Source organism: Nocardia tengchongensis (assembly GCF_054781395.1).
In genome coordinates, this window is the sequence record NZ_BAAGUM010000005.1 from 441,331 (window position 1) to 462,930 (window position 21,600).

The window sequence follows — 21,600 nt, forward strand, 5'->3', positions numbered from 1 at the left end:
GTGCGGCGTCAGAAGTCGCCGCCGCCTCCACCCGAGTCGCCGCCACCGAAGTCTCCGCCACCACCGAAGTCGCCACCGCCGCCGAAATCGCTTCCGCCGCCGCCGAAGTCGTAGTCGCCGCCACCGCCGCCCCACTGCTGCGGGCCGGGGTCGTAGCCGCCGGATTCCGGCGGGGGAGCGTAGTCGTGGCGGTCGCGTTCTTCGTCCTGGCCTTCCATGCGGCCGAGCTCGTAGCCGAGCAGGCCGCCGCCGAGTGCGCCGCCGACCGCGCCCAGGCCCGCGGCCGCGCCGGGGCTCATGCCGCCGCGGCCGCCACCGTAACCCGGTGCGCCGTAACCGGGTCCGCCGTAGCCGGGGTCACCGCCGAAACCGCTACCACCGAAGCCGCCGAACGGGGCGGGCGGGGGCGGCGGGTTCGAGTTGCGGCGGCGCAGGAAGAAGACGACGGCCGCGATGATGCCGCCGATGACGACGATCGGGCACAGCCACCCCAGCCAACCCAGGCCGCTGCTCTTGGTCTCGTGGTGCGCGGCAGGGGCGGGCGCGGGAGCCGGGTTGGGGGCCTTGGCATTGCTGGGCGCGGCCTGGTCGGTCGCCGACTTCAGCGCGCCCAGGGCGGCGATGGTCGCGCCCGTGTAGTCGCCGCTGCCGAAGGCGTTCCTGAATGCCGTACCCGCGGAACCGGTTTCGCGGATGTGCGAGTTCGCGCCGGTGCGGATCGACAGGAACTTGGATTTGGTGTTGATGGCCAGCACCACGTCCGCCGGATCCTTGACGTGGCTCTGCGTCTCCTGATCGAACTTGCCGTGATCGTCGGAGAACTTCTCGGTGGTGAAGATCTGCACCGGATTCGACAGCTGGTTCGCCGCGTTCGTCACCTTGGCGACATCCAGCACCTTCGAATCGTCGTGCACGGTGACCGGTCCGGCCGTCGCCGTTCCCGTCGCCAGCAGCAGGAGCGCCCCCAGCACGGCCGTCAGCATGAATACGAAACGCTTGACCATCTTGCCTTTTTCCTTCCCGGGTGGCTTCCCGCCACCACGGCACCCGCGACACTACGGCCTTCCCACCACGATCGCCGCCCGGAATTCTGTGGCTTCCATCGCAGACCGCGACTGTTAACCCCGAGCGCATCCGAGACAATGGCGAGCGGAAGAGATCGGCGAGCGGAATCAGGAGAGGAGCACGGCGTGACAGTGGTCCGGGCGACCATCAAACCCGGCAGCAAGAAGGGCCCGCTCGTCGAGATCCTCGACGACGGCGCGTTGCAGCTGTACGTCCGCGCGCCCGCGGTGGAGGGCAAGGCCAACAAGGCCGCCATCGAACTGCTGGCCGCCCACTACGGCGTCCCCAAATCCGCGGTCCGCCTCACCGCCGGCGCGACCTCCCGATTCAAGCGCTTCGAAATCGACGACTAGACCGCGCCGGGGAAGCCCATTTGCCGCCAGGCCTCGTAGACCGCGACCGCGGCCGCGTTGGAGAGGTTCATGGAGCGGCGGTTCGGGAGCATGGGGATGCGGAGTTGGTCGGTGACTCGGGGGTCGGTGAGCACCTCGTCGGGGAGGCCGGTGGGTTCGGGGCCGAAGAGCAGGACGTCGCCGTCGCGGTAGGTGATGTCGGTGTTGCGGGTGGTGGCCGCGGCGGTGAAGGCGAAGACGCGTCCGGGGGCGATGGCCTCCCAGGCGGCGGCGAGGTTCGGGTGCACGGTGACGACCGCCAGGTCGTGGTAGTCCAGGCCGGCCCGGCGCAGCTTCGGCTCGGACAGGTCGAAGCCGAGCGGTTCGATCAGGTGCAGCGCGCAGCCGGTACCGGCCGCCAGCCGAATGGCATTGCCGGTGTTGGGCGGGATGCGGGGTTCGAAGAACACGAGATGGAACACGGGATCCAGCATTGCAGAGGGCCGGTTAAGCTCGTGCGGTGAGTCCAGCCCATGCCGCACCCCAGAGTCGCAGCAGTCGCGCGGGGGAGTTCGCCCGCGAGAATCTGCCCATGCTGCTGGTGGGTGCCGTGCTGGTGGTGGCCGTGGTCTTCCTGGCCTGGGACCGCTGGCGGCGCGGGACGTTCTTCTTCGGCGGGGCGACCCTGCTGGCCGCGGCGCTGCGACTGACGTTGCCGACCGATCGAGCGGGTCTGCTCGCGGTACGCAGCAAGGGATTCGATGTCGTCTGGCTGACGGTGCTGGGTGTCGCGATCATCGTGCTGGCGGCGACCATCAGCAGTCTCGGCGTCACGTAGCCGGACGCTGCGGCGGGCCGCGCGGAACCGCGGGGCCGGGGCCGCGACCGGAGTCGCGGCGCTGGAAAAGGTGAGCGATGTTCTGCCGCCGGGGTGAACCGGCGGCGCTGAGGGATTGCTAGACGGCGGTTATGCGGCGACCGAGTTCTCGGCGCAGCACTTCCTGATCGGGGAGTCTGTGCAGCACACGGAGTATGGCCGGGCGGAGTTCACGCTGCTCGTCGTCGGAGAGCAGATCGACGAGATCACGAAGATCCATGTCATCGAATGCGGCGGTCATGGATGAAATATTACGACCGAAACGCCTGTCGCACACGTATTCCGGAAGTCCGGTTACGAACGCGTCATGTCCGCGAAACCGGAAGCGCGTCATGACAATTCGCACGAAACAGGCGCGACACGTCCCGTAACGCAGTCCGACTGTGGCAGCGGTGTTACGGCGCAGGGGCAGTGCCGCCACGGCGGGTGGGCAGCACCGCCACACGGCAGGCGGGCGGCGGCGCCGCGGCCTCGGTACGGCGGCGGATCAGTGACCCGACACGCGCTGGGCGCGGGCCAGTTCCATCGTCTCCTGCATGAGTTTGCCGACCGCTTCGGTCTCGGTCAGGAAGCCGTCGTGGCCGTCCTTGGAATGGATGACCTCGAGCCCCTTGGAACCGGGCAGCAGATCGGCCAGCTCCTGCTGGGTGCGCAGCGGGTAGAGCCGGTCCGAGTCCACCCCGCCGATCACACACGGCACCGGCGTCGAGGCCAGCGCCGCCGCGATGCCGCCACGGCCGCGACCCACGTCGTAGCGGTTCATCGCCTCGGTGAGCAGCACGTAGGTGCTCGGGTCGAAACGCGCGATCAGCTTGTCCGCCTGGTACTCCAGGTAGCTCTGCACCGCGTAGCGGCCGCCCGCGAGCGGATCCTCGTCGCCCTGGGCGTGATTCTCGAAGCGGTGGTCGAGTTCGCCCTCGGTGCGGTAGGTCAGGTGCGCGATGCGGCGGGCGATGCCCATGCCGGTCATGGGCGCGCGCCCGGTGCCGTGATAGTCGCCGCCCTGCCAGTCCGGATCGGCCTTGATGGCGGCGATCTGGGTGGTCTGGGTGCCGATCTGGTCGGCGGTGGCGCGCGCGCCGACCGCCAGCACCAGGGCCGCGCCGACCCGCTCGGGACGGCCGACCATCCATTCCAGCACCCGCATACCGCCCATGGAGCCGCCGATCGCGGCGGCCAGGCGGTCGATGCCGAGCAGATCGAAGAGCTTGGCCTCCGCGTTCACCTGGTCGCGGATGGACAGCTCGGGAAACCGTGTGCCCCAAGGCTTTCCGTCCGGGGCGAGGGAGGATGGACCGGTGCTGCCCTTGCAGCCGCCGAGCACGTTGGTGGCGATGACACACCACTCGCGGGTATCCAGGGGCGCGCCGGCGCCGACGACGCCGTCCCACCAGCCGGGCTGGCCGTGATGCACGTCGGCGGGACCCACCACGTGCGAGTCACCGGTCAGCGCGTGCTCCACCAGCACCACGTTGTCCGCGTTCGCGGATAGTTCGCCCCAGCGCTGCACCGCCAGCGTCGCATCGGGGATGACGACACCGTTCTCCAGCGTGAAGTCCCCGATGGCGATGCTGCCCAGCGTCCCGTCCGGCGGCGGTAGCAGCAGCTCCGCCGCATGCCGGGACGTTTGCGAGTCGATGTTCACGGTCAACTTGCCGCCGCCGTCAGTCCGCCGCGGAGATCCGCCAGGATGTCGCCGATGCCCTCGATACCCACGGCCAACCGCACCAGACCAGGCGTGACGCCGGAAGCCAGTTGCTCGGCGGGCGTCAGCTGGGAATGCGTGGTGGAAGCCGGGTGGATGACGAGCGAGCGCACATCCCCGATGTTAGCGACATGGCTGTGCAGCACCAGCGCCTCCACGAACTTCTTGCCCGCGTCGACGCCGCCGGCCAGCTCGAAGGACACGATCGCGCCGACGCCCTTCGGTGCCAGCTGTTTGCCCCGCTCGAACCAGGGCGAGGCGGGCAGTCCGGCGTAGTAGACCTTCTCGACACCCGGCTGTTCCGCCAGGAACTCCGCGACCGCCTGGGCATTGGCCACGTGCCGTTCGATGCGCAGGCTCAGCGTCTCGAGGCCCTGCGCAATGAGGAACGCGTTGAACGGCGAGACCGCCGCGCCCAGGTCGCGCAGCAGTTGCACGCGGGCCTTGAGCGCGAAGGCCGGAGCGCCGAGGTCGGCGAAGACCGCGCCGTGGTAGCTGGGGTCGGGGGTGGTGAAGCCGGGGAAACGGGACTCGCCCGCCGCGTTCTTCACGGTCCAGTCGAAGGTGCCGCCGTCGACGATCACGCCCGCCACCGCGGAACCGTGCCCGCCCAGGTACTTGGTGGCCGAGTGCACGACGATGTCGGCGCCCAGCCGCAGCGGCTGGATCAGGTACGGGGTGGCGACGGTGTTGTCCACGATGAGCGGCAGTCCGGCCGCGTGCGCGACCTCGGCGATGCCGGGAATGTCGAGGACCGAGCTGCTCGGGTTGGCGACGGTCTCGCCGTAGAACGCCTTGGTGTTGGGCCGCACGGCCGCACGCCACTGCTCGAGATCGTCCGGGTCCTCGACGAAGCTGACCTGGATGCCCAGCTTGGGCAGCGAGTAGTGCAGCAGGTTGTAGGTGCCGCCGTAGAGGTGCGGGCTGGCCACGATGTGGTCGCCGGCCTCGGCGAGATTCAGGATCGCGTAGGTCTCCGCCGCCTGCCCGGAGGCCAGCAGCAGCGCGGCCACACCGCCCTCGAGGGCGGCGATGCGCTGTTCCACCGCGTCCTGGGTGGGGTTCATGATGCGGGTGTAGATGTTGCCCGGCTCGGCGAGCCCGAACAGCGCGGCGGCGTGGTCGGTGTCGCGGAAGGCGTAGGACGTGGTCTGGTAGATGGGCAGGGCGCGGGCGCCGGTGGCCGGATCGGGAGACTGTCCGGCGTGGATCTGCTTGGTCTCGAAGGACCAGTTGGCCGGATCCAGGGTGCCGTCAGCCCCGGCGGCCTGGGCCGCGGTCGAGTCACTCATCTGTTCTGCTCCAAATGCGAGGTCGCCGAATGGCGGAAGTTTGACGTTATCGAGAAGCGAATGGGCTTCGACAACAACACATTTCGGTAGACCTCCTAGTTGCGCTTGCGTCCGGATCTCGAACGCCCGGTCTGCACCCGGAGCACCCCGCCGCAGCTGGAGGGTTGCCGATCAGCAAGCCGGGGCCTTAACGCTGATGCTCTTGACCTTTGCGCGATTCTAGCGGCCGTTCCGACCCCCCTACGCAGTGGGGTTTGTCGCATTCGCCAGGAGATTTTCCGCGTTCACGGGGGGAATTGTCGTGGCCGTTCCGCAGCACACCCGCCGGAATTCGCCGAACGCGGCCAGCACGTTCTCGGCGAGCTGGTGTGCGGTGGTGGCGGTGGTGCAGTCCGGGAACTCGGACTCGTCGTCGAATTCGCATTCCATGCCGATGCGCACGATGCCGTGCCAGGTGGCGGCGATGATCCGCACGGTCATGTGGTCCTGCGGCAGCCGCAGGCGTTCGGCGAGGACCTCGGTCATGGCGCGGGTCTTGGTCTCGGCCGACTCCATGCTGAGCGCGCGCACCGCGACGCTGTCGCGGCTGATGCGCTGCATTTGCTGGAACCACCGGAACGGGACGGGGGCGTCGGAGTCGATGATCTGGTCCACGACGGCCATGAACGCGCCCAGCAGCGCCTGCATCTCGTCGCCGGTGATCGGCTGTGCGCGCAGCTGATCGGCGAGCGCCTGTCCCCAGCCTTCGATGGGGGCGATGACGATCGCCTCCTTGCTGTCGAAGTACCGGTTCACGGTGCGCGGCGAGACGTCGGCGGCGTCGGCGATTTGTTCCACAGTGGTGGCATCGAACCCTTGGTCGTCGCACAGCCGCAGGGCGACGTCGATGATCCGGGTCCGGGTCTGCTGCTTCTTACGTTCACGCAGGCCGGGGCGATGGCGCGAGATCACACCGATGTGACTTGACAACTCCGACATGCCTCCATGGTAGGTCCTCGATGCTTCTTACTGTCACATTATGACAACTGTCGCAGTGCGACATTTTTCCCTTGACGCCAATTGTCAGTGGGGGTCACTATGGTGAAGCTGCCTTCGAACTCCAGAGGAGAGGCTCATGACCGTAGCGACGGACGCTCTCGGTACAGACGAAAAAGCAAGTCCCGCAAAAGATTCCAGGCGCTGGTTCGCGCTCGCCGTGATCGCGATGGCGCAGCTCATGGTGGTCCTGGACGCCACGATCGTCACCATTGCCATGCCGTTCGCTCAGCAGGATCTGCACATCAGCGACGGCGACAAGCAGTGGATCTTCACCGCTTACACCCTGATTTTCGGTGGTCTGCTGCTGCTCGGCGGCCGGCTCGCCGACTACCTCGGCCGCCGCCGCATCCTGATGATCGGCCTGGTCGGCTTCGCCGCGGCCTCCGCACTGGCCGGCCTCGCGCAGAACCAGGTCGAACTCTTCGCGGGCCGCGCGCTGCAGGGCGCGTTCGGCGCGCTGCTGGCTCCGGCCGCGTTGTCCCTGGTCTCGGTGACCTTCACCGAGGCCAAGGAGCGCGCTCGGGCCTTCGGCGTGTTCGCCGGCGTGTCCGCGGCCGGCGCTGCCCTCGGCCTGATCGCCGGTGGCGCGCTCGTCGAGTACGCGAACTGGCGCTGGTCGCTGCTGGTGAACACGCCGGTCGCGCTGCTGGCCCTGGTCGGCGCGTTCGTTTTCGTGGTCAAGGACGTGCCCGCGGCCCGCACCGGCGGCTACGACCTGCCCGGCGCGGTCACCGTGACCCTCGGTCTGATCTCGATCGTGTACGGCTTCAGCCGGGCGGCCTCCGACGGCTGGACCGCCTCCACCACGCTGGCCCTCTTCGTCGTGGGCGTGGCGCTGCTGGCGGCGTTCGTGGCGATCGAGAACCGGACCGCGAATCCGCTGCTGCCGCTGCGCATTCCGGGTGAGATCAACCGCGGTGGTGCGTATCTGATCGCGTTGCTGGTGCCCATCGCGATGTTCGCCATGTTCCTGAACCTGAGCTTCTACCTGCAGATCGTCGAGCACTACTCGGCGCTGAAGACGGGTGTGGCGTTCCTGCCGTTCCCGGCCGGCATCGTGGTGTCGGCGGGCATCGCCTCGACGGTGCTGCCGAAGATCGGGCCGCGGCCGCTGATGCTGGCGGGTTCGGTGCTGGGCGCGGCGGGTCTGCTGTGGCTGTCGCGGCTGGAATACGGCGACAGCTATGCCACCGCGTTGCTGCCGGCGATGATCCTGATCGCGCTCGGCATGGGCTCGCTGTTCGTGTCCATGCAGACCACCGCACTGCACCAGGTCGACGCCGAGGATTCGGGTGTGGCCAGCGCCCTGCTCAATGCCGCGCAGCAGGTGGGTGGTTCCATCGGCACCGCGCTGCTGACCACCATCTCGGTGCAGGTGGCCGAGCGGTACGTGCGCAACAACGCGACCATCGATCATGTGGTGGAGCGAGCCTCGATCCACTCCTACAACGTGGCGTTCCTGATCGGCGCGGGCTTCTTCGTGCTCTGCATTCCGATCGCGGCGTTCATGATCCGGGACAAGCCGGAGAACCTGCTCGAGGGCGACGAGCACGCCGTGCACGTGGGCGTGTGAACCACCGCCGGTGATTCCGCACCGTGCCCGTCGCGAATCTCGCGGCGGGCACGCGTCGTTCCGGCTGCGTGCCTGCTCATCGCCGCGGTGGCAGCATTAGAGGCCGGTAGGTCCGCAGTTGTTCCGAGTCTTGGCTGTCAGGCGGGGCCGACGTGTGCACGTCGAACCGCTGAGGGATCTCGATCCGACCGAAGGGGTGTCAGGAAGATGAGAACCATGCAGTCTGTTGTCGCCGGCGCGGTGGGTGAACCGTCCGAGGTTCTGCACCTGGAGACCCGCCCTGTCCCGGAGCCCGGTCCCGGCGAGGTCCGGATCCGGGTGGCAGCTGTGCCTGTTCATGCCAGCGATCTGCACACCATCCGCGGCAGATACGGATTCACCCCGGAGTTCCCCACCGTGCCCGGAATCGAATCCGTTGGTGTGATCGACGAACTCGGTAGGGGCACAGACGGTCTGACCGTCGGGCAACGCGTCATTACGGTCGGAGTCAGAGGAACGTGGCAGGAGTACGTCGTTGCCGACGCCGAGCGGGTCTTGCCTGTTCCCGTCGGCATGAGTGATTCCACGGCTGCCCAGATTCTCGGCAATCCGCTCACCGCAGTGATCTTGACCGGTGACGAACTCGATGTTCGACCGGGTGAATGGCTCTTGCAGACGGCGGCCGGTTCAACCGTGGGCCAGTCGGTCATCCAGCTCGGCACACACGTCGGCTTCAAGACCCTCAACGTGGTCCGCCGCCGATCCGCTGTCGAGGACATCCTCGCCTTGGGCGGCACCGCGGTGATCTGCACGGAGGATGAGGACCTGCGCGAACGGGTGGCCGACATCGCAGGCCACGACGGCGTGTACAAGGCGATCGATTGTGTCGGCGGTCAGGTGGGCGCGGACGTGTCGCGTGCGCTGAGACCGCACGGTGAGCTGATCGTCTTCGGTGCACTGTCCACACACCGCCAAACCGATCCCGACAAACTCACCATTCCCGTTTTCGCGCGCTCGCTGATCTACGAAACCAAGACCGTTCGAGGGTTCTGGCTGCTCCGATGGTTCGCCGAGACCCCGAAGGATCGGATGAACGCAACGATCGACCGGACCCTCCAGCTCGTCGACAGCGGGGCGTTGCGGGTTCCGGAGGGCCGGTCGATTCTCGTCGAAAAGTTCAGCGAAGCGGTCTACTCGGCCGAAGCTCCCGCGCATGGGGGCAAACCTCTGCTGGTGTTCGAACGGTAGAAGGCAGACACGGCTGTGGGCCCGATCACTCGCGCCCTACTTGCGAGTAACCGATGGTGGGTTCCCGCACAGCGGGGGCTGCCCGCGCGGTGAGGTCCATAGCAGCAGTACGCTTGTCTTGCTTGACGCCACATCGGACATGGACCTGGTACCACAGGTCCGGTGCCGGGAGTCATGCGTATACGTTGTCTGTTGAACAGCTGGAGTCCGCTACAAGCGGTGCTCACCGGCCGTGCAATGGGAGCACCACCTTCCTAGGAGGACACGAAGATCCATGTCCAAGATCAAGGTTGAAGGCACCGTCGTCGAACTCGATGGCGACGAGATGACCCGGATCATCTGGCAGTTCATCAAGGACAAGCTGGTCAATCCGTATCTCGACGTGAACCTCGAGTACTACGACCTCGGCATCGAAGCCCGCGACAAGACCGATGATCAGATCACGATCGACGCCGCGAACGCCATCAAGAAGCACGGCGTGGGCGTCAAGTGCGCGACGATCACCCCCGACGAGGCCCGAGTGGAGGAATTCGGCCTCAAGAAGATGTGGCGGTCGCCCAACGGCACCATCCGCAACATCCTGGGCGGCACGATCTTCCGCGCCCCGATCATCATCTCCAACGTTCCGCGGCTGGTGCCGGGCTGGACCAAGCCGATCATCATCGGCCGTCACGCCTTCGGTGACCAGTACCGTGCCACCGATTTCAAGGTGCACCAGGCGGGTACCGTCACCCTGACCTTCACGCCCGAGGACGGCTCCGAGCCGATCCAGCACGAGGTCGTGCGCATGCCGGAAGACGGCGGCGTGGTCATGGGCATGTACAACTTCCAGGAGTCCATCCGGGACTTCGCGCGGGCCTCGCTGAACTACGGCCTGCAGCAGAACTACCCGGTGTACATGTCGACCAAGAACACCATCCTCAAGGCCTACGACGGCATGTTCAAGGACACCTTCCAGGAGGTGTTCGAGACCGAGTTCAAGGAAGAGTTCGCCGCGGCCGGTCTCACCTACGAGCACCGCCTGATCGACGACATGGTCGCCTCCGCGCTCAAGTGGGAGGGTGGCTACGTCTGGGCCTGCAAGAACTACGACGGCGACGTGCAGTCCGACACCGTGGCGCAGGGCTTCGGCTCGCTGGGTCTGATGACCTCCGTGCTGCTCACCCCGGACGGCCGGACCTGTGAGGCGGAGGCGGCGCACGGCACCGTGACCCGTCACTACCGCCAGCACCAGCAGGGCAAGCCCACCTCCACGAACCCGATCGCCTCGATCTTCGCGTGGACGCGTGGCCTGGCCCACCGCGGCAAGCTGGACAACACCCCCGAGGTGATCGGCTTCGCGCAGACCCTCGAGGACGTCGTCATCAAGACGGTCGAGTCCGGTCAGATGACCAAGGACCTCGCCCTGCTGGTCGGCGGCGACCAGGGCTACCTGACCACCGAGGAGTTCCTCGGCGTGCTGGACGCCAACCTCGCTCGCGAGATTCGTTGATTTATCCCCAGGGGTAACCCTGAACCGGAGCGAAAGCTCCACGCGCCGACCGACGTGAACAGCGCGAAGCGGTGAAGATGGCGGCCGGGACCACAGTCCCGGCCAGAACATCCACCGCGCCACACGGGCACCTGCCTCCACCGGAACCGGTGGGTGGGCGGGTGCCCGAACTGTTTGGGGGCGGCCGGCTTCTACCTGGCAGGCTGACCAGTCGGTCGGTCAGTGAGTGAAATCACTGGGCGGGAAGGTATCGCGATCGTTCGCCACTGTGTTGCGCTTGGTTGTGCCCGAATCTGTCTCCGCCGCTCCAGTCGCACCGATCACCGAAGACGTCATCCGTGACGGGACGGGTGATCCCGTCGCGCCGGCTCGCGGGCGCTGGCCCATCCCCGCCATGCTGGCGCTGGCGCTGGGCGGGTTCGGAATCGGCACAACCGAATTCGTCACCATGGGTTTGCTGCCCGATATCGCCGAGTCCATGCACGTGTCCGAACCGACTGCGGGGCATATTGTCTCCGCATACGCCCTGGGAGTGGTCGTCGGGGCCCCGGTGATCGCGGCGCTGTGCGCGCGGGTGCCGCGCAAGCGGCTGCTGATGGCGTTGATGGTGGCGTTCACACTGGGCAACGCGGCCAGCGTGGTCGCGCCCACGTTCGCCACGCTGACCGTGGCGCGGTTTGTATCGGGTCTGCCGCACGGCGCGTATTTCGGGGTGGCGTCGCTGGCGGCGGCGTCGCTGGCCCCGGTCGGGCAGCGCGCCAAGGCGGTCGCCGCCGTTATGCTGGGCTTGAGCGCCGCCAATGTCGTCGGCGTTCCTGCAGCGACTTGGCTGGGTCAGCATCTGGGCTGGCGGGACGCTTTCGTGGTGGTCGCGATCATCGGTCTCGCGACGGTCGCCGCCCTCTCCCGTTTCGTGCCGGAACTGCACGGCATCCGCATGACCGATCCCCGCACCGAGCTCACCGCGCTGCGTCGTCCTCAGGTGTTGCTGACCCTGCTGGTCGGCGCGATCGGCTTCGGCGGCATGTTCGCCGTCTACACCTACATCACCACCACTCTCACCGATGTGTCCGGCTTGAGCGTCACCCTCGTCCCGCTGGTGCTGGCCCTGTTCGGGCTGGGCATGGTGGCCGGCAACATCGCCGGCGGCGTGCTCGCCGACCGCGGTGTGGACCGCGCGATCTTCGTCGCGCTGGTGTCCATGGTGGTGATCCTCGCCGGTTATGTTGCGGCGGCGCACAATCCGTACACCGCGGGCATCGGCGCGTTCTTGATCGGCGCGTCCGGCGCGGCGCTGGCCCCCGCGCTGCAAACCCGTTTGATGGACGTGGCGCACGACGCCCAAACCCTCGCCGCCGCACTGAATCACGCGGCGCTCAATATCGCGAACGCGGCGGGCGCGTGGCTGGGCGGCCTGGTGATCGCGGCGGGCCTCGGTTATACGGCCCCGGCGGCGGTCGGTGCGGGTTTGGCGGTCTTCGGCGTCCTGGTTTTCGCGGTGACCGCGTGGGTGGATCATGGAAGTGATGAGGCCTGAAGGAAAGGACGGGAACGACATGTCAGAGCAGAACAAAGCCACCGCCAGACGCGTTTTCGACGCCTGGAATTCCAGGGATCTCGACGTATTCGACGAGATCGTCGCTCCGGACGCCATCGATCACGATCCGCAGAACCCGCATTCGGAGATCCACGGGCCCAATGCCCTCAAGCGGCAGGCGGAGATGTACATCGCCGCGTTCTCCGATACCAGAATGCTGGTCAATGAACAGATTGCCGAGGGCGATTTCGTCGTCACCCGGTGGACGGCCTCGGGCACCAATGACGGCCCGATGATGGGTATGCCGGCGACGGGGAAGCCGGTCGTCATTCAAGGAATGACCATCACCCGCTTCCAGACCGACGGCAAAATCGGTGAGAGCTGGGCGAACTGGGACACGCTGGGAATGCTGCAGCAGCTCGGTGTGATTCCGGCGGCGCAGTCGGCGTCGGCCTGATTCGTTCGCGGCCCCGGGCGGTGTGGTGACGACTGTCGGCCGGACCACACCGCCCGGACGCGGTGCGCGCCGGTCTTGCGGTGATCGGCACGGGTGTTGTTTGCTGGAACAGTGCTGGCAGCCCGCTCGAGTGTCCAACGGAAAGCGGGAGCACGCGTTTCGCTGAGCTGACATCGTTTTCCACGAAGGGACATCCGTCATGCGCGCAGTCAGAACCGCCGTCCTCGCCGCAAGTTTGCTAACCGGGCTGATCGTGCCCGCCCTCGCCGTACCCGCCATCGCCTCCGCCGACGCGATCAGCTGCGGCCAGGACCTCAACGGCTGCGCCTCCGCATGCCGGGAGCGGGTCGGCAATCCCTATGTCCGCCTGACCGACTGCGTCATGACGAACGGGGGTTGGACCTGTTCGGCTTGCATGTACAACTCGGAGACCTGATCGGCGACGGCTCCGGGCTGACCCCGCCGCGGCCGGGTCAGCTCAGAGCGTGCGCCGTGGTGAAGCCGAGCAGCGCCGCGCCCAGCCCGGCGATGATGCTGACCGTGACATTGAGGGCGGCGTAGAGGTAGGAGCGTTCCTCGGTGAGACGGATGGTCTCGTAGCCGAAGGTGCTGTACGTGGTCAGCGCGCCGCAGAAGCCGGTGCCGACCAGCGCGTAGGTGGGGGAGGAGACGGCGGCGCCGGTGAGCGCGCCCAGGATCAGGCAGCCGGTCAGGTTGACGGTGAGTGTGCCCCACGGGAAGCCGCTGTCGTGGCGGGTCTGGATGGCGCGGTCGGTGAGGTAGCGCAGCGGTGCGCCGACCATCGCGCCGAGGACCACGAGCAATCCGGTCATGCGACGGCCCTCCGGTAGTCGCCCGCCGCGCGGGTGACGCGCACGGCGACCAGGGTGGCCAACAGCGCGCAGAGGAGAGTGGCGCCCAGGTAGGTGAATGCTGTTGCCGCGGTGCCGGGTTCGAGCAGCGCGCGGGTCTCGTTGGCGTAGGTGGAGAAGGTGGTGAAGCCGCCGAGGATGCCGACGCCGAGGAACGGGCGTACCAGCGGATGGGTGGTGCGCAGTTCGGTGACGACGACCATGAGCACGCCGATCAGGAAGCAGCCGAGCACATTCGTGGCGAAGGTGGCCCACGGGAATCCGTGCGCGGGGGTGGGCCACACCTGGGCCAGTCCGTAGCGGGCGAGCGCGCCGATCGCGCCGCCGATGGAAATCGCGGTGAGGATCGCGCCGTGGGAGCGCAGCAGTTCCTGGCGCTGTCCGGGTTGATGCAGGTCGATGTCGGGGTCGATGGGTTCGGCCGGCCCGGGGTGGGCGGTCGCATCCAGCTCTCTGGTCACACAGGTCTCCTACGCCAGCGCACGCGTCGCGTGCCTTGGTGGGTAGGGACTGTTGGCGGCCGATTCGCCGCGGTTGTTCCGTCCATCCGGAGCGGCGAGCCCCACCGCCGCATCGTTGCTCAGGATACCGAGCTACCGGCTGTGCGCGGAACCGGGCGTGAACATACACGGGTGTATGTAAGTGTAAGCTTTCCGGCATGACCAGCTCCGCCGTCTCGAAGCCGCCGCGTCGCACGCAGGAACAACGCAGCACCGAGACGCGGACGCGATTGCTGGACGCCACCATCGAGTGCCTGGTCGAGTACGGCTACGCGGGGACCACGACGCCGCGGGTGGCCGAGCGCGCCGGGGTAACCAGGGGTGCGCAGGTGCATCACTTCGGCTCCAAGAGCGAGCTGGTGGTGGCGGCGATCAGTCATCTCGCGCAGCGGCGCACCGAGGCGGCGATGAAGGAGATCGGGCGGGTCCGGACCACGGACGATCCGATCGCCGCGACCCTCGAGGCCATGTGGGAGCTGCATCAGGGTCCGCTGTTCATCGCGGCGATCGAGCTGTGGGTGGCCAGTCGCACGGATCGGGTGCTCGCGGTGGAGATGGAGAAGGTCGAGCCGTTCGTGAACAACGCGGTGCTGCTGGCGGTGGCTCAGTTGGTGCCGAATGAGCTGGACCGCAAGAACGTTCGCGATTTCGCCTACACCGCCATGGACACGCTGCGCGGAATCCTGGTCACCAACTTCATCTCTCCCGATCCGGAGCGGGCGCACCGGCGCTGGTTGCGGGCCTCGGCGCAGCTGCGCCTGGCGGCCGCGGCGCGGATGCCGGACTTCCATCTCGCGGACTGATTACCGACGCCGCTGTATGTGCGGCCGCATCGATCTGACCTTCTGATCTTGTCGTCCCATCGGGGATTCGTCGTACCCTCTTGTGGTCTTACATACAGCTTTGTATGTTTGTTTCCGTTCCCTTATGTGAGGAGTTCGATGACGAACAAGGTCTACGTCGTCGGCGTCGGCATGACGAAGTTCGAGAAGCCGGGGCGGCGCAAGAACGAGGACGGCAGTGCCTGGGACTACCCGGACATGGCCCGGGAGTCCGGCACCAAGGCGCTCGCGGACGCGGGAATCGACTACCGCGAGGTCGAGCAGGCCTACGTCGGCTACGTCTACGGGGAGTCCACCTCCGGTCAGCGCGCGGTCTACGAACTGGGCATGACCGGCATCCCGGTGGTCAACGTCAACAACAACTGCTCCACCGGCTCGACCGCGCTCTACCTTGCGGCGCAGGCGATCCGGGGCGGCCTGGCCGACTGCACGCTGGCGCTGGGCTTCGAGAAGATGCAGCCCGGCTCGCTCGGTTCCACCTGGGACGACCGCGAACAACCGATGGCGCGCCACATCATGGCGCTCGCGGAGATCTCCGAGGTGCTGTTCCCGGTGGCCCCGTGGATGTTCGGCGCGGCCGGGCGCGAGCACATGGCGAAATACGGCACCACCGCCGAGCACTTCGCCAGGATCGGACACAAGAACCACAAGCACTCGGTGAACAACCCGTATTCGCAGTTCCAGGACGAGTATTCGCTCGACGACATCCTGGGCTCGCGAATGATCTATGACCCGCTCACCAAGCTGCAGTGCTCGCCGACCTCCGACGGTTCGGGCGCGGTCATCCTCGCGAGCGAGGACTTCGTGGACCGCCACGACCTGTCGCGGCAGGCGGTGGAGATCGTCGGCCAGGCCATGACCACCGACTTCGGCTCCACCTTCGACGGCACCGCCAAGAACCTGATCGGCTACGACATGAATGTCCAGGCCGCCGAGAAGGTGTACACGCAGGCGGGTCTGGGCCCCGAGGACTTCCAGGTCATCGAGCTGCACGACTGCTTCTCCGCCAACGAGCTGCTGCTGTACGAGGCGCTCGGGCTGGCGAAGGAGGGCGAGGCCGGCCACCTCATCGACTCCGGCGCGACCACCTACGGCGGCAAGTGGGTGGTGAACCCGTCGGGCGGGCTCATCTCCAAGGGGCATCCGTTGGGCGCCACGGGGTTGGCGCAGTGCAGTGAGCTCACCTGGCAGCTGCGCGGCACCGCCGACAAGCGGCAGGTCAGCGACGTGACCGCGGCCCTGCAGCACAACATCGGGCTCGGCGGCGCGGCCGTCGTCACCGCCTACCAGCACGCCGAGCGCTGAACACCCGACCCGACGAGGAGTGAAAAGCTATGGGACACATCGAAGCCGGTAAGAACCTGAACGCGACTCCGGACGCGCTGTGGGCGGTGGTCTCGGACCCGCAGACCTGGGACAAGTGGTTCTCCATCCACGAGCGCTGGATGGAGGAGCCCCCGGCGGTGCTTGCGCCCGGCGCGAAACTGACCGCCAAGATCCTCATGCTCGGCATGGCCAACAAGATCGAATGGGTGGTGGAGAGCGTCGAGACCCCGAACAAACTGGTGCTCAGCGGCACCGGCATGGCGGGGGTGAAGGTGCAGTTCTCCTTCGACATCACCCCCGAGGGCAACGGCAGCAAGTTCTCCGTCTCGGGCGACTTCGAAGGCGCGTTGATCAAGGGCGCGCTGGGCAAGGCGGTCGAGAAGGACGGCATGACCCAGCTGGCTGACCGCGTTCTTCCGCAATGTCGACGTGGGCAGGCAGGCCGGCGCGGCCGCCCCGGCGCACCGCTTCGACAAGGCGCTGGCCGAGCAGCCGCCGCTGGCCACGGCGGCGGCGCACGTGGACGCGGACCAGACCTTCCGCTATTCGCCGGCCTCCGGGGATCCGGTGCCGCTGCACCTGGACGATCAGGTCGCCAAGGATGCCGGTCTGCCCGGCATCATCGCGCACGGCCTGTGCACCATGGCGATGTCCTCGTGGGGGGTGTTGTCGCAGGTGGCGGGCTCGGACGTGGGAAAGCTGCGTCGATACGCGGTGCGGTTCTCCAAACTGGTCTTCCCCGGTGACGACCTGGAGACGCAGATCTGGAAGGTGGGCTCGGCGAACGGGATCACCACCTACGCCTTCCGCACCGTGCGCGGCGAGGACACCGTCCTGAGCGACGGCCTTGCCGAGATCGCCCACTGATCGAGAACTGAGGAGAGACATTCATGGGTGCACTCGAGGGACGGGTTGCCGTCATCACCGGCGCCGGGCGCGGTATCGGCCGCGAGCACGCGCTGCTGTTCGCCCGGGAGGGCGCGGCGGTCGTGGTGAACGACCTCGGCGGCAGCAATGCCGGTGAGGGTTCCGACGCGGGCCCGGCGCAGCAGGTGGCCGACGAGATCATTGCCGCCGGTGGGCGCGCGATCGCCAACACCGACAGCGTGGCCGACTGGCAGGGCGCGAAAAACCTGGTGGATCAGGCGGTTTCGGAGTTCGGGCGGCTGGATGTGGTGGTGAACAACGCCGGCATCCTGCGCGACGCCTTCCTGGCGGGCATGGAGGAGGCGCAGTGGGATTCGGTGCTGGCCGTGCACCTCAAGGGGCATGTGTCGGTGCTGCGGCACGCGGCCGCCTATTGGAAGGAACAGTCCAAGGCGGGCAATCAGCCCAATGCCGCTGTCATCAACACCGCCTCCGCGTCGGGCACCACGATCCCCAATGCCGGGCAGGCGAATTACGGTGCGGCCAAGGCTGGTATCGCGGCGCTCACCCTGGTGGCCGCCGATGAGCTGGCCCGCTACGGCGTGCGGGTGAACGCCATCGCGCCGATCGCGCGCACCCGGCTCACGCTGGCCACCCCGGGCATGGGCGACATGATGGCGGCGCAGCAGGCGAGCCTGGAAGAGGGCGAGTTCGACGCCTTCAGCCCGGCCAACATCTCCCCGCTGGTGGCGTACCTGGCCACCGAGAAGTGCCCGATCACCGGCAAGGTGTTCGCGGTGCAGGGCGGTGCGATCTCGGAGCTGGCGGGGTGGCACGACGTGAAGACCATCGAGACCGAGGGCCCGTGGGCCATCGACGATATCGCCGGGCGACTGCCGTAAAAGGGAAGGCGGACAACGATGTTCGAATGGTCCGAGACAGATGAGCTGATCCGCGACGCGGTCCGCGGCTTCATCGCCAAGGAGATCCGGCCGCACCTCGACGCGCTCGACAGCGGGGAGCTGCTGCCGTATCCGATCATCCGGAAGCTGTTCAGCGAGTTCGGGATCGACGCGCTGGGCGAGGAGTCGATCACCAAACTGCTGGCCAGGCAGCGCAAGCGGGAAGCGGCACTGGCCGCGGGGGAGGAGCTGCCGGAGAAGAAGGAGCGTTCCGGTGACGGCGGTCCGTTCTCCGGGCAGGAGTCGCTGATGGCGGTGCTGGTCAGCGAGCTGTCGGGGGTGTGCATGGGACTGGTGAGCGCCATGGGTGTGAGCATCGGTCTCGGCGCGACCACCATCCTGTCGCGCGGCACCCTCGCGCAGAAGGAACGCTGGCTGCCCGATCTGGTGACCATGAAGAAGGTTGCGGCGTGGGCGATCACGGAACCCGACTCCGGCTCCGACGCGTTCGGCGGCATGAAGACCTATGTCCGCCGCGACGGTGAGGACTACATCCTCAACGGCCAGAAGACGTTTATCACCAACGGCCCCTACGCCGACACGGTGGTCGTCTACGCCAAACTCGACAATGGCGACGGCGTCGACAAGCGCGACCGCAAGGTGCTGACCTTCGTGCTCGACAAGGGCATGGAGGGTTTCACCCAGGGCAAGCCGTTCAAGAAGATGGGCCTGCACGCCTCACCCACCGGCGAATTGTTCTTCGACAATGTGCGATTGGGCAGGGACCGGCTGCTCGGTGAGACCGAGGAACACAAGGGCGGCGACGGACGCGAGAGCGCCCGGTCGAGCTTCACCGCCGAGCGGATCGGCGTGGCCTTCATGGCGCTGGGCATCGTCAACGAATGCCACCGGCTCTGTGTGGATTACGCCAAGACCCGCACCCTGTGGGGTCAGGAGATCGGGCGGTTCCAGCTGGTCCAGCTCAAGCTGGCCAAGATGGAGGTCGCCCGAATCAACGTGCAGAACATGGTTTTCAACGCCCTGGAACGCAACCGCGCGGGGAAACCTCCGAGCCTGGCCGAGGCTTCGGCCATGAAGCTCTATTGCTCGGAGGTCGCCACCGACGTGGCCATGGACGCGGTCCAGTTGTTCGGCGGCAACGGCTACATGGCCGAATACCACGTCGAACAACTGGCCCGGGACGCGAAATCACTGATGATCTACGCCGGTTCCAACGAGATTCAGGTGACCCATGTCGCCAAGGGTCTGCTGGCCCGCTAGTTGGGGACGGAGACCGGGCGTAGGCAGTCGCCGAACGGGATGGCGACCGAGCAGAAGGCGGGCTTGCGGGTGGGGCGGTAGTCGGCGGTGACGCCGCCCCGCGCCGTGATGTCCTTGAAGGCGGCCACCGCGTCGGTGGGGCGGCGGGTCAGCGCCGGGTCGCTCTTCGCATCGACGGTGTAGAGCCCGAATCGCGGTGAGAAGCTGCCCCATTCGTAGTTGTCGGTGAGGCTCCAGTAGTTGTAGCCGATGACATTCATGCCGTCGGCCTTGGCGCGCTGCAGCCAGTAGACGGTGTCGCGCAGGTGGTCGGCACGGTCGTAGCCGTCGAAACGCGGGGCGGCGTTCTCGGTGGGAAGTCCGTTCTCCACCACGTAGATCGGCAGTCCGGGGAACTTCTCGGTGTAGTTGCGCAGGTTGTAGTAGATGCCCTCGGGTTCGATGGCGTTCTTCCACAGTTCGTCGCCGAGCAGCGCCGGGCTGGGCAGGTTCGTCAGGGACGCGCCGTAATAGAAGTCGACGCCGATGTAGTCCATCTTGCCCTTGATGCGGTCGGCGAACATCATGTCCGTCAGGTCCTGCACGATCGGGTACTGCGCGATATTGCTGGTGACCTTCGCGCCGGCCTGGTGCGCGTGGATGTAGTCGTAGATCGAGTTGTGCGCCTGCACCATGCGGTCGAACATGGGCAGCGCGTCGAGCACCCCGATGTCACCGATCTTGATGGATTGCGCGACATAGCCCATGGGCTCGTTGATGGTGACCCACATCGGGTCGTAGCTCGCGTAGCGGTCGACGACCCGGCGCATGTTGGCCAGCCAGTCCGACACCATGTCCTGCTTCTTCCAACCGCCGCGGTCGGCTTCCCAGCCGGGGATGACCCAGTGGTCGAGGGTCAGCATGGGGCGCATGCCGGCGGCGCGGATCTTCTGCAGGACCGTGTCGTAGAACTGGAAGTCACGGTCGTCCCACACGCCCGCCTTCGGCTGCACCCGCGCCCATTCGATGCTGAGCCGGTAGACCTTCAGGCCCATCCCGGCGGCGAGGTCGATGTCCTCGGCGTACTTGTCGTAGAAGTTCACCGAGTTCAGGTACGGGTCGTGTGCTTTGCCGGAGTTCGCGTACCGGCTCCAGTTGCTGTCGGGCGCATGGCCTTCGGACTGGAAGCCGGACATGGCGACGCCCCACATGAAGTCGGACCCGAAGGGGTTCACCGTGGTCGGCGCGCCCGAACTGCCGGTCCCGGACCCGCTGGCGCTACCCGATCCCGATCCGCTGGAGCTGCCGGAGCCCGCGCTGCCCGTGCCGGCGCTGCCGGTCCCGGCGACGTCCGCGGGAGCCGAGAAGGCCACGGCGGAGCCGCCGGCCACGATGGCCACGGCCGACAGGAACGAACACAGGACGCGCGTAGGTCTCATCGCGGCGAATCTCCCAGAGGTGGTGCGGGCGCGGCGGAGGCCGCTGGGGTGGCCGCCCAGACTCTACTGGTCAGTCGTCCAGAATGGGACCCTTTCGACTAGAAGTTATTTCAGATCAGGGCTTTCGGGCGAGCGCGGCCGAGATCAACTGCTCCCAGACGCTCAGATCGTGGTGGTCGCCGCCGATCCGGGAGACGCCCTCGGCGGTGGGCTCGGGCCGCCACAATGGGCACGGGACCAGCCCGGGCTCGAGGATCTCGAGGCCGCCGAAGAGGGAGAGGATCTCCTCGTCGGAACGCCAGCGGCCGCGGCCGAAACTGGCCTGCAGCTTCTGCTCGGCCACCCGGGTCTCCTCGTTGAAGCCGGATCGGAAATGCGAGATGTAGAGCATGCTGCCGGACGGGATCTGATCGGCCCAGTAGCGCACGATCTGGTCGGGCTTCTCGTCATTGTTGAGGTGGTGCAGGATCGCGCTGAAGATCACGGCCACCGGCTGATCGAAATCGATGAGCCGCTCGACTTCCGTATGGTGCCGGATCTGCTCGGAGTCGCGCAGATCCGCGTGCAGGACCGTGGTGTACTCGTCGGTCTCCAGCAGGGCGCGGCCGTGCGCCAGCACGATCGGGTCGTTGTCGACGTACACCACGTGCGGGTCGGTCAGGTGCCGCTGCGCCACCTGGTGCACATTGTCGGCGGTGGGCAGGCCGCTGCCGATGTCGATGAACTGGTTGATGCCCGCCCGCGAGATCTCGCCGATCGCGCGCACCAGGCAATTGCGGTTGGCATAGGCGATATCCACCGACCCGGGCAGATCCCGGATGAAGAAATCCCCGATCTCCCGATCGGCGGCGTAGTTGTCCTTACCGCCCAGCAGATAGTCGTACACCCGGGCGATGCTGGGCTTGGACTGATCGATCTGCGGTTGTTCCATGGCAGTAATCGTATGTAAGAGAACGCTTTCCGGCGCGCGTTCGGCTAACCCCGGGCGCCCGCCGGC

At 67.1% G+C, this 21,600-nt stretch carries 22 protein-coding genes, 2 pseudogenes and 1 riboswitch; of the genes and pseudogenes, 14 read left to right on the top strand and 10 right to left on the bottom strand.

The window, feature by feature from the left end; translation table 11 throughout:
• Positions 1–8: 8 nt before the first annotated feature.
• On the bottom strand, positions 9–1,004 hold the full coding sequence (locus ACYVKL_RS10555) for a hypothetical protein (protein ID WP_379168746.1): 996 nt from the start codon (positions 1,002–1,004) through the stop codon (positions 9–11).
• A 138-nt stretch (positions 1,005–1,142) separates the two neighbouring features.
• Here ACYVKL_RS10555 and ACYVKL_RS10560 point away from each other — a divergent pair, with 138 nt between their 5' ends.
• Entirely contained in the window at positions 1,143–1,418 is a 276-nt protein-coding gene (locus ACYVKL_RS10560; RefSeq protein ID WP_379168748.1) for a DUF167 domain-containing protein, read from the top strand.
• On the opposite strand, the gene ACYVKL_RS10565 is transcribed toward ACYVKL_RS10560, so the two are convergent.
• Positions 1,415–1,879 (bottom strand): tRNA (cytidine(34)-2'-O)-methyltransferase, encoded by a 465-nt coding sequence (locus tag ACYVKL_RS10565; RefSeq protein ID WP_379168750.1) that lies wholly within the window; start codon positions 1,877–1,879, stop codon positions 1,415–1,417. The two genes, ACYVKL_RS10560 and ACYVKL_RS10565, sit on opposite strands and share 4 nt — an antisense overlap.
• Before the next feature lie 110 nt (positions 1,880–1,989).
• On the opposite strand from ACYVKL_RS10565, the gene ACYVKL_RS10570 reads away from it, so the two are divergent.
• Positions 1,990–2,235: a DUF3017 domain-containing protein gene (locus ACYVKL_RS10570; protein ID WP_213560632.1), complete on the top strand. Its 246-nt coding sequence runs from the start codon at positions 1,990–1,992 to the stop codon at positions 2,233–2,235.
• A gap of 118 nt (positions 2,236–2,353) precedes the next feature.
• On the opposite strand, the gene ACYVKL_RS10575 is transcribed toward ACYVKL_RS10570, so the two are convergent.
• From ACYVKL_RS10575 to ACYVKL_RS10590, 4 genes are all read right to left on the bottom strand, one after another.
• Entirely contained in the window at positions 2,354–2,515 is a 162-nt protein-coding gene (locus ACYVKL_RS10575; RefSeq protein ID WP_379168752.1) for a hypothetical protein, read from the bottom strand.
• Positions 2,516–2,761: 246 nt separating this feature from the next.
• Entirely contained in the window at positions 2,762–3,880 is a 1,119-nt protein-coding gene (gene metX / locus ACYVKL_RS10580) for a homoserine O-acetyltransferase MetX (RefSeq protein ID WP_379168905.1), read from the bottom strand.
• A 41-nt stretch (positions 3,881–3,921) separates the two neighbouring features.
• Positions 3,922–5,271, bottom strand: coding sequence for a bifunctional o-acetylhomoserine/o-acetylserine sulfhydrylase (locus ACYVKL_RS10585; RefSeq protein ID WP_379168754.1), 1,350 nt, complete (start codon positions 5,269–5,271; stop codon positions 3,922–3,924).
• Positions 5,272–5,367: 96 nt separating this feature from the next.
• A riboswitch (SAM riboswitch) is annotated at positions 5,368–5,479 on the bottom strand.
• Between the two features lie 32 nt (positions 5,480–5,511).
• Positions 5,512–6,249, bottom strand: coding sequence for a TetR/AcrR family transcriptional regulator (locus ACYVKL_RS10590; protein ID WP_379168756.1), 738 nt, complete (start codon positions 6,247–6,249; stop codon positions 5,512–5,514).
• Between the two features lie 136 nt (positions 6,250–6,385).
• Here ACYVKL_RS10590 and ACYVKL_RS10595 point away from each other — a divergent pair, with 136 nt between their 5' ends.
• From ACYVKL_RS10595 to ACYVKL_RS10620, 6 genes are all read left to right on the top strand, one after another.
• On the top strand, positions 6,386–7,882 hold the full coding sequence (locus ACYVKL_RS10595) for an MFS transporter (RefSeq protein WP_379168758.1): 1,497 nt from the start codon (positions 6,386–6,388) through the stop codon (positions 7,880–7,882).
• A gap of 216 nt (positions 7,883–8,098) precedes the next feature.
• Positions 8,099–9,109, top strand: a complete 1,011-nt coding sequence (locus tag ACYVKL_RS10600) for a zinc-dependent alcohol dehydrogenase family protein (RefSeq protein WP_379168759.1) — start codon at positions 8,099–8,101, stop codon at positions 9,107–9,109.
• A gap of 274 nt (positions 9,110–9,383) precedes the next feature.
• Positions 9,384–10,601 (top strand): NADP-dependent isocitrate dehydrogenase, encoded by a 1,218-nt coding sequence (locus ACYVKL_RS10605; protein ID WP_213557881.1) that lies wholly within the window; start codon positions 9,384–9,386, stop codon positions 10,599–10,601.
• Between the two features lie 334 nt (positions 10,602–10,935).
• Positions 10,936–12,138 carry an MFS transporter gene (locus tag ACYVKL_RS10610; RefSeq protein WP_379168907.1) on the top strand — a complete coding sequence of 401 codons (1,203 nt, stop codon included), beginning with the start codon at positions 10,936–10,938 and terminating at the stop codon, positions 12,136–12,138.
• On the top strand, positions 12,119–12,595 hold the full coding sequence (locus tag ACYVKL_RS10615; RefSeq protein ID WP_379168761.1) for an ester cyclase: 477 nt from the start codon (positions 12,119–12,121) through the stop codon (positions 12,593–12,595). Before ACYVKL_RS10610 ends, ACYVKL_RS10615 begins: the two co-directional genes overlap by 20 nt.
• Before the next feature lie 199 nt (positions 12,596–12,794).
• On the top strand, positions 12,795–13,031 hold the full coding sequence (locus ACYVKL_RS10620; RefSeq protein ID WP_357203317.1) for a hypothetical protein: 237 nt from the start codon (positions 12,795–12,797) through the stop codon (positions 13,029–13,031).
• Positions 13,032–13,068: 37 nt separating this feature from the next.
• Here the strand turns inward: ACYVKL_RS10620 and crcB (ACYVKL_RS10625) are convergent, their stop codons facing one another.
• Both crcB (ACYVKL_RS10625) and crcB (ACYVKL_RS10630) read right to left on the bottom strand, forming a co-directional pair.
• Positions 13,069–13,428: a fluoride efflux transporter CrcB gene (crcB, locus tag ACYVKL_RS10625; RefSeq protein WP_379168763.1), complete on the bottom strand. Its 360-nt coding sequence runs from the start codon at positions 13,426–13,428 to the stop codon at positions 13,069–13,071.
• Positions 13,425–13,928 carry a fluoride efflux transporter CrcB gene (gene crcB, locus ACYVKL_RS10630; protein ID WP_379168765.1) on the bottom strand — a complete coding sequence of 168 codons (504 nt, stop codon included), beginning with the start codon at positions 13,926–13,928 and terminating at the stop codon, positions 13,425–13,427. The genes crcB (ACYVKL_RS10625) and crcB (ACYVKL_RS10630) overlap by 4 nt, the downstream gene beginning before the upstream one ends.
• A 197-nt stretch (positions 13,929–14,125) precedes the next feature.
• On the opposite strand from crcB (ACYVKL_RS10630), the gene ACYVKL_RS10635 reads away from it, so the two are divergent.
• From ACYVKL_RS10635 to ACYVKL_RS10660, 6 genes and pseudogenes are all read left to right on the top strand, one after another.
• Positions 14,126–14,770 (top strand): TetR/AcrR family transcriptional regulator, encoded by a 645-nt coding sequence (locus ACYVKL_RS10635; RefSeq protein WP_213557877.1) that lies wholly within the window; start codon positions 14,126–14,128, stop codon positions 14,768–14,770.
• Between the two features lie 138 nt (positions 14,771–14,908).
• Complete coding sequence (locus ACYVKL_RS10640) at positions 14,909–16,114, top strand: lipid-transfer protein (protein WP_379168767.1); 1,206 nt, start codon at positions 14,909–14,911, stop codon at positions 16,112–16,114.
• A 29-nt stretch (positions 16,115–16,143) separates the two neighbouring features.
• A pseudogene (locus tag ACYVKL_RS10645) lies at positions 16,144–16,557 on the top strand (type II toxin-antitoxin system Rv0910 family toxin); the annotation flags it as partial.
• Positions 16,535–17,002, top strand: a pseudogene (locus tag ACYVKL_RS10650) (MaoC/PaaZ C-terminal domain-containing protein); the annotation flags it as partial. The pseudogenes ACYVKL_RS10645 and ACYVKL_RS10650, both read left to right, overlap by 23 nt.
• A 23-nt stretch (positions 17,003–17,025) precedes the next feature.
• Positions 17,026–17,904, top strand: a complete 879-nt coding sequence (locus tag ACYVKL_RS10655) for an SDR family oxidoreductase (RefSeq protein WP_379168769.1) — start codon at positions 17,026–17,028, stop codon at positions 17,902–17,904.
• Positions 17,905–17,922: 18 nt separating this feature from the next.
• Entirely contained in the window at positions 17,923–19,185 is a 1,263-nt protein-coding gene (locus ACYVKL_RS10660; protein WP_379168771.1) for an acyl-CoA dehydrogenase family protein, read from the top strand.
• Here ACYVKL_RS10660 and ACYVKL_RS10665 read toward each other — a convergent pair.
• Together ACYVKL_RS10665 and ACYVKL_RS10670 are read right to left on the bottom strand one after the other, a co-directional pair.
• On the bottom strand, positions 19,182–20,603 hold the full coding sequence (locus ACYVKL_RS10665) for a family 1 glycosylhydrolase (protein ID WP_379168772.1): 1,422 nt from the start codon (positions 20,601–20,603) through the stop codon (positions 19,182–19,184). The genes ACYVKL_RS10660 and ACYVKL_RS10665 overlap by 4 nt on opposite strands.
• A gap of 115 nt (positions 20,604–20,718) precedes the next feature.
• On the bottom strand, positions 20,719–21,534 hold the full coding sequence (locus ACYVKL_RS10670) for an SAM-dependent methyltransferase (RefSeq protein ID WP_379168774.1): 816 nt from the start codon (positions 21,532–21,534) through the stop codon (positions 20,719–20,721).
• Positions 21,535–21,600 lie beyond the last annotated feature (66 nt).

What these genes read in the sequence shown, in the direction of transcription:
- ACYVKL_RS10590 (WP_379168756.1), bottom strand. Translation starts at nt 6,249, where the DNA reads ATGTCGGAGTTGTCAAGTCACATCGGTGTGATCTCGCGCCATCGCCCC.
- ACYVKL_RS10620 (WP_357203317.1), top strand. Translation starts at nt 12,795, where the DNA reads ATGCGCGCAGTCAGAACCGCCGTCCTCGCCGCAAGTTTGCTAACCGGG.
- ACYVKL_RS10560 (WP_379168748.1), top strand. Translation starts at nt 1,143, where the DNA reads ATGGCGAGCGGAAGAGATCGGCGAGCGGAATCAGGAGAGGAGCACGGC.
- ACYVKL_RS10665 (WP_379168772.1), bottom strand. Translation starts at nt 20,603, where the DNA reads ATGAGACCTACGCGCGTCCTGTGTTCGTTCCTGTCGGCCGTGGCCATC.
- ACYVKL_RS10655 (WP_379168769.1), top strand. Translation starts at nt 17,026, where the DNA reads ATGGGTGCACTCGAGGGACGGGTTGCCGTCATCACCGGCGCCGGGCGC.
- ACYVKL_RS10600 (WP_379168759.1), top strand. Translation starts at nt 8,099, where the DNA reads ATGCAGTCTGTTGTCGCCGGCGCGGTGGGTGAACCGTCCGAGGTTCTG.
- crcB (WP_379168763.1), bottom strand. Translation starts at nt 13,428, where the DNA reads ATGACCGGATTGCTCGTGGTCCTCGGCGCGATGGTCGGCGCACCGCTG.
- ACYVKL_RS10595 (WP_379168758.1), top strand. Translation starts at nt 6,386, where the DNA reads ATGACCGTAGCGACGGACGCTCTCGGTACAGACGAAAAAGCAAGTCCC.
- ACYVKL_RS10555 (WP_379168746.1), bottom strand. Translation starts at nt 1,004, where the DNA reads ATGGTCAAGCGTTTCGTATTCATGCTGACGGCCGTGCTGGGGGCGCTC.
- ACYVKL_RS10570 (WP_213560632.1), top strand. Translation starts at nt 1,990, where the DNA reads ATGCTGCTGGTGGGTGCCGTGCTGGTGGTGGCCGTGGTCTTCCTGGCC.
- ACYVKL_RS10585 (WP_379168754.1), bottom strand. Translation starts at nt 5,271, where the DNA reads ATGAGTGACTCGACCGCGGCCCAGGCCGCCGGGGCTGACGGCACCCTG.
- ACYVKL_RS10615 (WP_379168761.1), top strand. Translation starts at nt 12,119, where the DNA reads ATGGAAGTGATGAGGCCTGAAGGAAAGGACGGGAACGACATGTCAGAG.
- ACYVKL_RS10605 (WP_213557881.1), top strand. Translation starts at nt 9,384, where the DNA reads ATGTCCAAGATCAAGGTTGAAGGCACCGTCGTCGAACTCGATGGCGAC.
- ACYVKL_RS10640 (WP_379168767.1), top strand. Translation starts at nt 14,909, where the DNA reads ATGACGAACAAGGTCTACGTCGTCGGCGTCGGCATGACGAAGTTCGAG.
- ACYVKL_RS10660 (WP_379168771.1), top strand. Translation starts at nt 17,923, where the DNA reads ATGTTCGAATGGTCCGAGACAGATGAGCTGATCCGCGACGCGGTCCGC.
- ACYVKL_RS10635 (WP_213557877.1), top strand. Translation starts at nt 14,126, where the DNA reads ATGACCAGCTCCGCCGTCTCGAAGCCGCCGCGTCGCACGCAGGAACAA.
- ACYVKL_RS10670 (WP_379168774.1), bottom strand. Translation starts at nt 21,534, where the DNA reads ATGGAACAACCGCAGATCGATCAGTCCAAGCCCAGCATCGCCCGGGTG.
- ACYVKL_RS10575 (WP_379168752.1), bottom strand. Translation starts at nt 2,515, where the DNA reads ATGACCGCCGCATTCGATGACATGGATCTTCGTGATCTCGTCGATCTG.